Source organism: Pseudomonas sp. J380, from assembly GCF_009827115.1.
GTDB lineage: Bacteria > Pseudomonadota > Gammaproteobacteria > Pseudomonadales > Pseudomonadaceae > Aquipseudomonas > Aquipseudomonas paracarnis.
Map to the genome: position 1 here is coordinate 5,754,102 of NZ_CP043060.1, position 11,838 is coordinate 5,765,939.

Below are 11,838 nucleotides of genomic sequence, written 5' to 3' on the forward strand. Positions count from 1 at the left end.
GAGCTTTGGATATATTGGCCGCCAGACCTGCGATGATGCTGTCATCCCTCATTCGCGAAGTTTTTTGCCATGCTGTTGACCCGCCATTTGGACGCCAATGCCACGCTGGTTGCCTTGATCGAAGGGCTCACGCCCCGCGACGGTTTTTCCCCGACTCACCTGCCCGGCGTGCAGGTGCTGCGCGCCAGTTGCGATGTGGCGCGTGGGCCGCAGATCTATGAGCCAAGCCTGATGTTCGTGGCCCAGGGCAGCAAGGTCGCCTACCTCGGCCCGCGCACGTTGGAGTATGGCGCCGGGCATTACCTGATCCAGGCGATGCCGGTGCCGTTCGAATGCGAGACCTTTGCCATGGCCCCCGAGGCGCCGTTGTATGGCGTGACGGTAGGCATCGACCGCGTGGTGTTGGGCGAGTTGGTGATTGCCATGGGCATGCAAGCCGGGCCGCCGCCGACCGCGCAGACCTTGGAGTCGATGAGTTCGGTGGTGCTGGACGATACGATGCGCGGCTGCGTCGAGCGGTTGTTGCAGTGCCTGCACGATCCGCTGGAAAGCCGGATCATGGGGCCTGCGCGGGTGCGCGAATTGTTGTTCACCGCTTTGCGTGGGCCTCAGGCCGATGTGCTGCGTGCGCTGGTGGAACAACAGGGGCAGTTTTCGCGCATCGCCACCTCATTGAATCACCTGCATGCCCATTACGCCGAGCCGCTGAATATCGAGACGTTGGCCGGGTATGCGCACATGAGTGCGTCGACCTTTCATGAGCATTTCAAACGCTGCACCTTGTTATCGCCGGTGCAGTACCTCAAGCGCCTGCGGCTATTGAAGGCCCAGCAGTTGCTGCTGGTGGAAGGCATGAGCGTGGCGCAGGCGGCGCACAAGGTGGGGTACCAGAGCACGTCGCAGTTCAGTCGGGAGTACAAGCGCTATTTCCTGCGCAACCCGGGGGAAGAGCGGGCCGCCTGACACCACGAGGTTATTGTGGGAGCTGGCTTGCCTGCGATAACGGTGGGTCAGCTATACATTTGGCACCTGAAGACCGCCATCGCAGGCAAGCCAGCTCCCACATATTGATCGATGTCGCCCACAAAAAAGGCTCCCATTTCGGGTAATGCCAGTCAGTTAAGAGCTAGAGCAGACAACCAGTGACTTGTGGCGAGGGAGCTTGCTCCCGCTGGACTGCGTAGCAGTCCCATTTTTGGGGCCGCTTCGCGCCCCAGCGGGAGCAAGCTCCCTCGCCACAGTTACCGATTCTGTCTTAACTGACTGGCATTACCCATTTCGGGAGCCTTTTCTGGTTAAGCGAACGACTTACATATTCGGGTAAGTCGGCCCGCCCGCGCCTTCCGGCGTCACCCAGGTGATGTTCTGCGAGGGGTCCTTGATGTCACAGGTCTTGCAGTGCACGCAGTTCTGGGCGTTGATCTGGAAGCGTTTCTCGCCGTCTTCCTTGGTCACCACTTCATACACGCCTGCCGGGCAGTAGCGCTGCGCCGGTTCATCATAGAGCGGCAGGTTGGTGCCGATCGGGATGCTTGGGTCTTTGAGCTTCAAGTGGCACGGCTGCTCTTCTTCATGGTTGGTGCCGGAGATGAACACCGAGCTCAGTTTGTCGAAGCTCAGCTTGCCGTCGGGTTTGGGGTAGTCGATCTTCTGGCTGTCTTTGGCCAGCTTCAGGCAGGCGTAGTCCGGTTTGGTGTCGTGCAGGGTGAAAGGGATCTTGCCGCCGAAAATGTTCTGGTCGAGCCAGTTGAAACCGCCGCCGATGATTGCGCCGAACTTGTGCACGGCCGGGCCGAAATTACGGCTGGCGAACAGTTCTTCATACAGCCAGCTGGCTTTGAAGCTGTCGACATATGTGGTCAGCTCATCACCGCCCTCGGATTCGGCAAACAGGCGGTCGGCCACGGCGTCGGCGGCGAGCATGCCGGACTTCATCGCGGTGTGACTGCCTTTGATCTTGGCGAAGTTCAGGGTGCCCAGATCGCAACCGATCAGCGCGCCGCCCTTGAAGACCATCTTCGGCAGCGAATTCAGGCCACCTTTGCAGATCGCGCGGGCGCCGTAGCTGACCCGCTTGCCGCCTTCCAGGTACTGGGCCAGCACCGGGTGGTGCTTGAGGCGCTGGAATTCATCGAACGGCGACAGGAAGGTGTTGCTGTAGGACAGGTCGACGATCAGCCCGACCACGACTTGATTGTTTTCCAGGTGATAAAGGAACGAGCCACCGGTGTTCTCTTTACCCATGATGTCCAGCGGCCAACCGGCGGTGTGCACCACCAGGCCCGGCTGGTGCTTGGCTGGGTCGATTTCCCAGATTTCCTTCAGGCCAATGCCGTAGTGCTGGGCGTCGGCGTCGCTGTCCAGGTTGAAGCGCTGGATCAGTTGCTTGCCGATGTGGCCACGGCAACCTTCTGCGAACAGCGTGTACTTGCCACGCAGCTCCATGCCCGGGGTGTACAGGCCGTCTTTTGGCTTGCCTTCACGGTCGACGCCGAGGTCGCCGGTGATGATGCCGCGTACCACGCCGTTCTCGTCGAACAGCGCTTCCTGGGCGGCGAAGCCTGGGTAGATTTCCACGCCGAGGTTCTCGGCCTGCTGGGCCAGCCAGCGGCACAGGTTGCCCAGGGAAATGATGTAGTTGCCTTCGTTGTGCATGGTCTTGGGCACAAAGAAGTCGGGCACCTTGGTGGAGGCTTCCGGGCTGCGCAGTACATAGATGTCATCGCGCACCACGGGCGTGTTGAGCGGGGCGCCGAGTGCTTTCCAGTCCGGGAACAGCTCGTTCAGGGCACGTGGTTCAAACACGGCACCGGAGAGGATATGGGCGCCGACTTCGGAGCCTTTCTCGACCACGCAGACGCTGATTTCCTTACCGGCTTCGGCGGCCTTCTGCTTCAGTCGGCAGGCGGCAGACAGGCCAGCCGGGCCAGCGCCGACGATGACCACGTCGAATTCCATGTATTCGCGTTCCACAGGCTATCTCCTACTCAAGGCTCAACAGGCTTTTTTTTCTAATGGGTGGAGGTTCGGTGTGGTTCTGCGCGAAGGCAGCACCCACCTGTCTCTCTAGGTGGCGCATTATATATAGACCACTGACAGCGTCCAATACAAACGTTTGTTTGAATTGCCTGCAGCCTAGATAAATCAAAGCAACGGGGCTTATGACTGACCATTTTGCCGTATTGACCAGAATAGGCGTTCCGGTCAAGATACGGTCGGTTTTGCGCTTCCCGTAGGCAGACTGCAGGTTTCAAGAGCACGTCCAAAGACAGGCCGAAGGCAATGAAGGTGATGCGCCCCCAAACGTTGGAGCGCAGTTTACACGCCACGATAAAGAATGACCTCTCAGTCACCACTGACGAACGGTCGTCATTTCCCGTGTGCAAGGCCACTGCCGAGGTCTTTGGAGGTGCCCTTGTGTGCCGATGAGCATCAACCGCCAGGTTCGCCTAGGCGACTTTCTTTTCACCGGAGAGTAACGAGGAATCCATGAAGGTTCTTGTAGCTGTCAAACGCGTTGTCGATTACAACGTGAAAGTTCGCGTCAAGGCGGACAATTCCGGCGTCGACCTTGCTAACGTCAAGATGTCGATGAACCCTTTCTGCGAAATCGCTGTGGAAGAAGCCGTACGCCTGAAAGAGAAAGGCTTGGCGACGGAAATCGTCGTGGTGTCCATCGGGCCGACCACTGCCCAAGAGCAGTTGCGTACCGCTTTGGCCCTGGGCGCCGACCGCGCCATTCTGGTGGAGTCCGCTGAAGAGCTGACCTCCCTGGCCGTTGCCAAGCTGCTCAAGGCCGTTGTCGACAAGGAGCAGCCACAACTGGTGATCCTGGGCAAACAAGCCATCGACAGCGATAACAACCAGACTGGCCAGATGTTGGCTGCACTGACCGGTTACGGCCAGGGCACCTTTGCTTCGAAAGTCGAAGTGAGCGGCGACAGCGTTGCGGTCACCCGTGAAATCGACGGCGGCGCGCAGACGGTTTCCCTGAAACTGCCGGCCATCGTCACCACCGACCTGCGTTTGAACGAGCCGCGTTATGCGTCCCTGCCAAACATCATGAAAGCCAAGAAGAAGCCTCTGGAGACGCTGACTCCGGACGCTTTGGGCGTTTCCACCGCCTCTACCAACAAGACCGTCAAAGTCGAAGCGCCGGCTGCACGCAGCGCGGGTATCAAGGTCAAGTCGGTGGCTGAACTGGTCGAGAAACTGAAAAACGAAGCGAAGGTGATCTGATCATGACTATCCTCGTAATCGCCGAACACGATAACAAGGTGCTGGCCCCGGCCACCCTGAACACCGTGGCTGCTGCCGCCAAAATCGGTGGTGACATCCACGTCCTGGTAGCAGGGCAGGGCGCCGGCGCTGTGGCTGAAGCCGCTGCGAAAATCGCGGGCGTGAGCAAAGTCCTGAACGCTGACAATGCCGCTTACGCGCATCAGCTGCCGGAAAACGTTGCACCGCTGGTCGCCGAGCTTGGCGCTGGCTACAGCCACATCCTGGCCGCCGCTACCTCCAACGGCAAAAACATCCTGCCACGCGTTGCCGCGCAGCTGGATGTTGACCAGATCTCCGAGATCATCTCGGTAGAAAGCGCCGACACCTTCAAGCGCCCGATCTACGCCGGTAACGCCATCGCAACCGTGCAGTCCAATGCTTCGGTCAAGGTCATCACCGTGCGTGCCACCGGTTTCGACCCGGTTGCCGCCGAAGGTGGCTCGGCTGCCGTTGAAGCCGTCTCCGCTGCCCACGACGCTGGCACTTCCAGCTTCGTCGGTGAAGAGCTGGCCAAGTCGGATCGTCCTGAACTGACCGCTGCCAAGATCGTCGTTTCCGGCGGGCGTGGCATGCAGAACGGTGACAACTTCAAACACCTGTACGCCCTGGCCGACAAGCTGGGCGCTGCGGTCGGCGCTTCCCGCGCAGCCGTTGACGCAGGTTTCGTACCCAACGACATGCAGGTCGGCCAGACCGGCAAGATCGTTGCGCCACAGCTGTACATCGCCGTCGGTATCTCCGGCGCGATCCAGCACTTGGCCGGTATGAAAGACTCCAAAGTGATCGTTGCGATCAACAAGGACGAAGAAGCGCCGATCTTCCAGGTCGCCGATTATGGCCTGGTGGCGGACTTGTTCGAAGCGGTACCTGAGTTGGAGAAGCTGGTCTAATCCAGCCGCTTCACTTATAAAGAGCCCGGTCTTATGACCGGGTTTTTTTTACTGATCGGGAGAGTCTTGCCATGGAACTGCGCCCCTGGGCCTTACTGCTAGGCCTTACGCTGCTGCCGAGCCTGACGCTCGCCGCCGGCAAGTGCGAGCGCCTGGTGATCACCGGCAGCCCGGACGCACCGCCTTTACTCTGGCGCGACCCCCAGGACCCTACGCACCTGATCGGCGCGACCGCTGACGTGCTGCAACAAGTGGGCAAGGAGCTCGGGGTGAAAATCGACCTGCTCTACGGCGGCAAACGCTCCCTGGCCCTAGATGAAGCACGCAGCGGGCGCATGGACATTCTCGCCGACGCACCGCTGAACCTGGGTGAACTGGACCACTTCGACTACATCCATCCGGCGCTGATGCAGACCGACTACCTGGTATGGACGCGCAAGGATTCAGCCGTGGTCTATTCCACCGCCGCCGATTTGCACGGCCACAAAGGCGCAGTCTCGGAACGTGCGCGTTTGAGCACGGAGTTCGAAACCTTCGCCAGCCAGCAACTCAACCTGCAACGCCTGCCCAATTTGACGCCGGCTTTCCAGAAACTGTTGCTCGGTGAGGTGGACTACGTGCTGGCTGGGCGCTATTCCGGCATGGCCATGGCCCAGACCCTGGGCATGAGTAATGACCTGGTGGCCCATGAGGTGCCTGTCGATCAGCCTGGCCTGTACCTGGCGATTTCCCACAACTCGGCCTGCAATGATCCTTGGCTTCGCGGACAGCTGACGAAAAAGATGACAGAATTGCCCGCCTCCGGTGCCGCTCAAGCCGCGCTGCAGCGCAATCTGGAGCGTTGGAAAGCGCAACTGCAACAACCTGTCGGCACCCCAACAAAGTAGGGATTTACAGTGATTTTTCGAGCTCTTTTCGCGGCCCTTGCCGTTGTCGCGCTGGCGGGATGCGCAACCGATCCTGCGCCGATCGAACAAATGCGCCTGACCCAGCAAGCCTTGGAACAAGCCACCGCGGTCGGGGCCAACACCGATGAATCCCCCGAACTGAAGCTGGCCGAAGAAAAATTCGCCCGGGCCAAGGGCAACATGGCCGACCAATCCTACAAGCGAGCGCGGATGCGCGCCGAGCAGGCTGAGCTGGACGCACGCCTGGCCGAAGCCAAAGTGCTGACCGGCAAGAGCCAGGAACAATTGAACGTGCTCAATACCCGTATCACTCGCCTGCGTAAGCAGCTGCAGTTGGGAGAAGCACAATGAGCCCGATGATCCGTGGCCTGAGCTGTGTACTGCTGCTGGGCAGCGTGGCCTTGGGCGGCTGTGCGAGCCAACCCACGAGTGAGCAGGCGTTGCAGCAGGCCGGCGATGACTTTCAAAAGGTCAAGGAAGACGCCAACGTGCTGCGCTTCGCGCCCAAGGACGTGATCCGCGCCGGAGAGTCCCTGGCCCGCGCCGATCGCCTGTCCAGCTACTGGGGCAGCGGCTCCGATGTGGTGCATTACGCCTACCTGAGCCAGCGCTACAGCGCCATCGCCCGAGAGCACACCCAGCAGGGCCTGAATGCCGAGCGCGGCACCCAACTGGAGTTGGAACGTCAGCGCCTGCAACTGGCCTTGCGCGAAAACAAGCTGGCCAGCGTGCAACAGCAGGGCAAGTGGGTTGAAGCGCAAATCGCCAGCCTCACTACCCAGACCGACCGTGGCCTGGTGATGACCCTGGGCGACGTACTGTTCGACACCGGCGAAGCGGAGCTGCAGAACTCGGCCAACCGCACGGTGCTCAAGATCGTGCAATTCCTGCAATTGAACCCCAAGCGTCGGGTGCGCGTCGAGGGCTACACCGACAACACCGGTGGCGAGCAGGAAAACCTGAAACTGTCCTGCGACCGGGCTCAATCGGTGGCCGACCTGTTGATGGACCTGGGTATCGATGACAAACGCATTGAGGTCGAGGGGTATGGCGACCAATACCCGGTGGAAGCCAATGCCTCCGAGCGTGGTCGTGCACAGAATCGTCGGGTGGAAATTGTGTTCTCTGACGAGAAGGGCCAATTGGGCGCAGCGCGCTAATAGCTGACGCAGATCCAAATTGTGGGAGCGGGCTTGCTCGCGAATGCGGTGGCTCAGTACTGGATGTGCTGACTGACACACCGCCTTCGCGAGCAAGCCCGCTCCCACATTTCGTTTCGGCGATGCCCACCCCAGCTCCCCCGGCAGTTTTTACTGTCACTCCCGCCCACGCTCGACTATTGTGGCAACTGTCCCCGTACACTTCTAAACTGTGCCGGTATGTATGTTTCACACAAAAATAAAATGCCCGTGAAATCGAGTGCTGCGTCATGACCAATCTGTTGCTTTACCAACGTATTGCCCAGCAACTGGCTGAGGACATCCGCCGCGGTGTCTACCAACCGGGGGAGCGCGTGCCGTCGGTACGCAAGATGAGTTCCCAGCTCAATGTGAGCCATGCCACGGTGCTGCAGGCCTACGCCAACTTGGAAGACCAGGGGCTGATTCGGGCGCGGCCGCAGTCGGGCTACTACGTGCACCAGACGCCAGCACTCACGGCGCCTACGCCTGATATCGCACGGGTCGAGCGCCCAGGGTTGGTCACCCGTAGCAGTATCATCCAGCAGGTGCTGGTCGAGTCGCGCCGTGAAGGGGTGTTTCCCTTGGGCGCGGCGGTGCCGAGTGTCGACTACCTGCCGGTGCGGGCATTGCATCAGCAATTGGCCAAGGTCACGCGTTTCCAGAGCCCACGAGCCTTCAGCTACATGTTCAGCCCTGGCTTTGAACCCCTGCGGCGCCAGGTGGCGATCCGCATGCGCGATGCCGGGGTGGTAGTGGACCCTTCCGAAGTGGTGATTACCCACGGCTGTGTCGATGCCTTGCAAATGTCGTTGCGCGTGCTGACGCGCCCTGGCGACCTGATCGCGGCTGAATCACCGACCTATTACGGCTTGCTGCAATTGGCTGATCTGCTGGGCCTCAAGGTGATCGAGATCCCCAGCGACCCCGCCACGGGCATGAGCCTGGAAGCCCTGCAACTGGCCGCCAACCAATGGTCGATCAAAGCGCTGGTGCTGACCACGCGCTTGAGTAACCCGCTGGGCGGCACCATGCCGGAGGAGCGGCAGAAACAGTTGCTGCGCCTGGCGTCGGACTTCGATATCCAGATTGTCGAAGATGATATTTACGGCGAGTTGATGTTCGAACTCGGCCGCACCAAAGCCCTCAAGGCCTACGACCGCCTCGACCGGGTGATCTATTGCTCAAGCTTTTCCAAGACCTTGTCGCCGGGCGTACGCATTGGCTGGATGATTGCCGGCAAATACCAGCAGGAAATCCAGCGCCTGCAGATGTTCAGCACGCACTCGGCATGCAGCGTCACCCAGATGGGCGTCGCGGCTTATCTGGAAAACGGTGGCTACGACCGTCATTTGCGCTACATCCGCCAGGAATACCGCAAGAACCTCAGCGCCTTCCAATTGGCGGTGCAGCAGTATTTCCCCGAGGGCACCCAGATGACCCGCCCGACCGGCGGCTTTATCCTGTGGGTCAGTTTGCCGGGGCGGGTCAATACTCAGGAACTGCATGTGCGTGCCCTGCAACAAGGCATCAGCATTGCGCCAGGGCTGATTTTCAGTAATACCGAACAGTTCAACCACTGTATTCGCCTCAATTGCGGCACGCCGTGGAACCGCGAGGCGGAGAGGGCGTTGATGACCCTGGGAATGCTTGCCAGCCAGCTGTGCCAAGAGGCCGCAGCGGGTTTTTGAGGCGAGCAAAGGGGACAAGACTGATCTGTGCCCTTGTCATGCCGCGCACAACAAGCGAGCATATGGCCTTCTGCCGTTAATGCTGTTGGCGATATGACTTCTATTTTTCGCGTTACGTTGATGCTTGGTCTGCTGAGCCTGTGCAATGCCGGTAGCGTGCTGGCTGCGGCGCCGGTGGCTGAAGGCAAGCCTGTTGTCGGTGCCGAGCAAAAGACCTCAGCCAAGCAGCCAACGCCTGCGAAAAAATCCCCTGCCGCGCAAAAGAAAGCCGCTTCGACAAAAAAGCGTGCACCCGTGGCGAGCAAGTCCAAGTCGGCCCATGAGGTCGCCCAGACCAAACTGCCACCGGCACAGTTGGACCTGTCCCTGCCTTCGGACATGGTCAGGCACTTGCAACCCATCGGCACCATGCCCAAGCCCAAGAGCGTGCCTCTGTTGCCGCCGATGTTTGGTGAAAAGCCCACCGACAACAGTGCGTTCCAGATCAACGGCCGCTTGCTCAGCAATGAGATGAAGCTGCAACTGCGTAACGAAGAGCGCCGTGATGTAGAAGGCGCTGCGCTGGATTTCGAATTCAAGCAATAAACTTTCGGGCCACAGGTGACCCAGGTTGCCGACCATCTGTCGCAGACTGGTCGGTCATTTTTGTTTTGTGCGAAAAACCCCTGTTGAGCCATTTTAAAACGGCTGTTTAAGGGCGTACTCTAGCCCGGCCATCCCTATTGAGTCGTCGAGGACCTGCTGGTCATGAAATGCCGTGAAGGCTGTGGCGCCTGCTGCATTGCCCCCTCCATCAGTTCGCCACTACCCGGAATGCCCCAGGGCAAACCCGCTGGCGTCCGTTGCGTGCACCTGTCGGTGGAACAATTGTGCCAGTTGTTCGGTCAACCGCAGCGGCCCGCCGTGTGCAGTGATTTCAAGGCCGATATTGAGGTGTGCGGCAACGACCAGGCCGATGCCATCCGGCTGATCGGCTGGTGGGAGCAGATGACGGCGGCTTGATGGGCTTTACTATCGGAACTTCAACAATAAGGAATACAACGATGGGTTCGCTGAAACGAGTGGCTGTGCTGTGCGGTTTTACGCTGTTGTTTGCGGCCACTGCCCAGGCTGAGGATTGGCAAGTCGCCAAGGACGAAGACGGTATCAAGGTGTCCCTGAGCGAGATTGCCGGTTCCAAGTACAAGGCCTATCGCGGCGTGACCGTGATCAAGGCGCCTTTGGCCAAGGTCCAGGCGCTGCAGGAAGATGTGGTCGGTGCTTGCGCATGGATCCATGAATGCAAATCCCAGAAACTCGTCGACAAGAAAGGCGACGAGGCCTGGACCTACACCCAGTTCAAGGCCCCGTTCCCCGTGACGGACCGCGACTCGTACATCCACGTCACCACCACCAAAGCCGCTGACGGCACCGTCACGCGCAAACTGGAAGGTGTGCCGACCTACAAGCCCGAAGCAAAAGGCTACGTGCGGGTCGCCCAGGTGGAGGGTTTCTGGAAACTGGTGCCAAAGGGCGATAACCAGACCGAAGTCACCTACCAGGTACACACCGAGCCAGGCGGCAGCGTGCCGTCGTGGCTGGCCAACAAGTTTGTGGTGGACGCGCCGTTTAACACCTTGAAAGCCTTGAAAGAACACGCTGAAAAATAAGTGCAGTTGATCCGGTGCCTCCGGCCTTGAGTGGAACGTTTGGCGAGCCCTCACGGTCCAGATAGAAGTAAGCCCACCTATGGGTTTTATCGAGGAGGCACCGATGCCGAAGTGGAATGTTTCTTTCATCAACGACCGCGGCGAGCCGGTAGTCGAGCAATTCGACTGCGAGCATGAGCCGACGCTGGAAGAAGCCGCACAAATGGTGCGCGTGCGTGTGTCGCCGGTGTTGGAAAAGCTGGACCTTAACGATCTTGCCGACCGTGTCCCCGACCCCACGGTCAAGAGCCTGCATGATCAGAATGGTATCAAGGACCTCAAGGTCGAACCCGCGGCCTGAACATTTTCTATAGACCCTTCAAGCCCCTCTGGTGGTGGTGACAGCTTCACGCTACTCTGCAATCGAGATCAGCGAATGAATCGCTAAGGTCTGGTCTTGTCAGCTACATGCTTGTTTTCCTGCGGTGTTGTTATGCCGTGGTGCCCGCGCCAGCAGGGCGCGGGGCTTCAGGAAGCACGGAAAGTCTATCCATCGGTGTGAGGAGGACGTTTCATGAGCACAGCCTATCAAGAAGACATCAGCACCAACGTACTGCGCCGCATGAAAGAAGGCGGCTTTGATTTCTCGCGCTTTCACCCCATCGAGTTCTACGCCATTTTCCCGGATGAGGAACGGGCGCGCAGGGCTGCGGGTCGATTTCGTGGGGAGTCCCTCAACGCCCAGGTCAGCGCGCGCGACGATGGCGCCTGGTACCTGGAACTGAGCAAAATCATGTTCGCAACCTACGACGGCATAGGAGACTTCGAGCAAGACTTTGAAGCGGTGGTCGAGCCCCTGGGAGGGATCATCGAAGGATGGGGCGTCAAGCAGGAGGTGCGTGGGTTACCCATGTAGTTGGTATTTATGAGCAGCACAGCGTATCGGCTGACCTTTGGGTCGGCCGATTTTGTTTGGGCTACCGTCGCAACGGAAACTGCCGTTTCAGGCGCAAAAAAAAGCCACCCGGATGGGGTGGCGGAAAGGGAAGACCGAGGAGTCATCAGTACACGAGTCAATACGTTACTGAATGTGCAAAGGGTTTGGCTGTAGGACACGTCCTGTTCAACCGATGTGGGCGATTATCCGCATGTGCAGGCGGGCAGTGAAATCAACTCTGACTATGCTGTTGATAGCCAAACACCGCATTGCAACGGAGCGTACGGCGTGGCCCAGGCAATTGCGCGCACCAGGACGGTGCGGC

General features: G+C 59.5%; 13 protein-coding genes. 12 read left to right on the forward strand and 1 reads right to left on the reverse strand.

Annotated elements, in window-relative coordinates:
- Positions 1–69: 69 nt before the first annotated feature.
- Positions 70–963 carry an AraC family transcriptional regulator gene (locus tag FXO12_RS26320; RefSeq protein ID WP_054922615.1) on the forward strand — a complete coding sequence of 298 codons (894 nt, stop codon included), beginning with the start codon at positions 70–72 and terminating at the stop codon, positions 961–963.
- Positions 964–1,308: 345 nt separating this feature from the next.
- Here FXO12_RS26320 and FXO12_RS26325 read toward each other — a convergent pair whose 3' ends face one another.
- On the reverse strand, positions 1,309–2,973 hold the full coding sequence (locus FXO12_RS26325; RefSeq protein WP_034126749.1) for an electron transfer flavoprotein-ubiquinone oxidoreductase: 1,665 nt from the start codon (positions 2,971–2,973) through the stop codon (positions 1,309–1,311).
- A gap of 516 nt (positions 2,974–3,489) precedes the next feature.
- On the opposite strand from FXO12_RS26325, the gene FXO12_RS26330 reads away from it, so the two are divergent.
- The 11 genes from FXO12_RS26330 to FXO12_RS26380 all read left to right on the forward strand — a co-directional run bounded on the left by FXO12_RS26330 (position 3,490) and on the right by FXO12_RS26380 (position 11,492).
- Positions 3,490–4,239, forward strand: coding sequence for an electron transfer flavoprotein subunit beta/FixA family protein (locus FXO12_RS26330; RefSeq protein WP_057976370.1), 750 nt, complete (start codon positions 3,490–3,492; stop codon positions 4,237–4,239).
- 2 nt (positions 4,240–4,241) lie between these two features.
- Positions 4,242–5,171 (forward strand): electron transfer flavoprotein subunit alpha/FixB family protein, encoded by a 930-nt coding sequence (locus FXO12_RS26335; RefSeq protein ID WP_034120769.1) that lies wholly within the window; start codon positions 4,242–4,244, stop codon positions 5,169–5,171.
- 71 nt (positions 5,172–5,242) lie between these two features.
- Positions 5,243–6,058 (forward strand): ABC transporter substrate-binding protein, encoded by an 816-nt coding sequence (locus tag FXO12_RS26340; RefSeq protein WP_060772987.1) that lies wholly within the window; start codon positions 5,243–5,245, stop codon positions 6,056–6,058.
- Between the two features lie 9 nt (positions 6,059–6,067).
- On the forward strand, positions 6,068–6,430 hold the full coding sequence (locus FXO12_RS26345; protein WP_003193475.1) for a DUF4398 domain-containing protein: 363 nt from the start codon (positions 6,068–6,070) through the stop codon (positions 6,428–6,430).
- On the forward strand, positions 6,427–7,239 hold the full coding sequence (locus FXO12_RS26350) for an OmpA family protein (RefSeq protein ID WP_057976366.1): 813 nt from the start codon (positions 6,427–6,429) through the stop codon (positions 7,237–7,239). Before FXO12_RS26345 ends, FXO12_RS26350 begins: the two co-directional genes overlap by 4 nt.
- Positions 7,240–7,508: 269 nt before the next feature.
- On the forward strand, positions 7,509–8,948 hold the full coding sequence (locus FXO12_RS26355) for a PLP-dependent aminotransferase family protein (protein ID WP_003193472.1): 1,440 nt from the start codon (positions 7,509–7,511) through the stop codon (positions 8,946–8,948).
- 93 nt (positions 8,949–9,041) lie between these two features.
- Positions 9,042–9,533: a hypothetical protein gene (locus FXO12_RS26360; RefSeq protein WP_034126752.1), complete on the forward strand. Its 492-nt coding sequence runs from the start codon at positions 9,042–9,044 to the stop codon at positions 9,531–9,533.
- Between the two features lie 162 nt (positions 9,534–9,695).
- Positions 9,696–9,950: a YkgJ family cysteine cluster protein gene (locus tag FXO12_RS26365; protein ID WP_034126753.1), complete on the forward strand. Its 255-nt coding sequence runs from the start codon at positions 9,696–9,698 to the stop codon at positions 9,948–9,950.
- A 41-nt stretch (positions 9,951–9,991) separates the two neighbouring features.
- Complete coding sequence (locus FXO12_RS26370; protein ID WP_034126754.1) at positions 9,992–10,597, forward strand: START domain-containing protein; 606 nt, start codon at positions 9,992–9,994, stop codon at positions 10,595–10,597.
- 79 nt (positions 10,598–10,676) lie between these two features.
- Entirely contained in the window at positions 10,677–10,937 is a 261-nt protein-coding gene (locus tag FXO12_RS26375; protein WP_034126755.1) for a hypothetical protein, read from the forward strand.
- 213 nt (positions 10,938–11,150) lie between these two features.
- A complete protein-coding gene (locus tag FXO12_RS26380; RefSeq protein WP_003193463.1) occupies positions 11,151–11,492 on the forward strand; it encodes a ribonuclease E inhibitor RraB in 342 nt (113 codons plus the stop codon).
- Positions 11,493–11,838 lie beyond the last annotated feature (346 nt).

Bases quoted from the DNA above. Each gene is read 5' to 3' on its own strand.
- FXO12_RS26320 (WP_054922615.1), top strand. From the start codon at position 70: ATGCTGTTGACCCGCCATTTGGACGCCAATGCCACGCTGGTTGCCTTG.
- FXO12_RS26330 (WP_057976370.1), top strand. From the start codon at position 3,490: ATGAAGGTTCTTGTAGCTGTCAAACGCGTTGTCGATTACAACGTGAAA.
- FXO12_RS26335 (WP_034120769.1), top strand. From the start codon at position 4,242: ATGACTATCCTCGTAATCGCCGAACACGATAACAAGGTGCTGGCCCCG.
- FXO12_RS26340 (WP_060772987.1), top strand. From the start codon at position 5,243: ATGGAACTGCGCCCCTGGGCCTTACTGCTAGGCCTTACGCTGCTGCCG.
- FXO12_RS26350 (WP_057976366.1), top strand. From the start codon at position 6,427: ATGAGCCCGATGATCCGTGGCCTGAGCTGTGTACTGCTGCTGGGCAGC.
- FXO12_RS26355 (WP_003193472.1), top strand. From the start codon at position 7,509: ATGACCAATCTGTTGCTTTACCAACGTATTGCCCAGCAACTGGCTGAG.
- FXO12_RS26360 (WP_034126752.1), top strand. From the start codon at position 9,042: ATGACTTCTATTTTTCGCGTTACGTTGATGCTTGGTCTGCTGAGCCTG.
- FXO12_RS26365 (WP_034126753.1), top strand. From the start codon at position 9,696: ATGAAATGCCGTGAAGGCTGTGGCGCCTGCTGCATTGCCCCCTCCATC.
- FXO12_RS26370 (WP_034126754.1), top strand. From the start codon at position 9,992: ATGGGTTCGCTGAAACGAGTGGCTGTGCTGTGCGGTTTTACGCTGTTG.
- FXO12_RS26375 (WP_034126755.1), top strand. From the start codon at position 10,677: ATGGGTTTTATCGAGGAGGCACCGATGCCGAAGTGGAATGTTTCTTTC.
- FXO12_RS26380 (WP_003193463.1), top strand. From the start codon at position 11,151: ATGAGCACAGCCTATCAAGAAGACATCAGCACCAACGTACTGCGCCGC.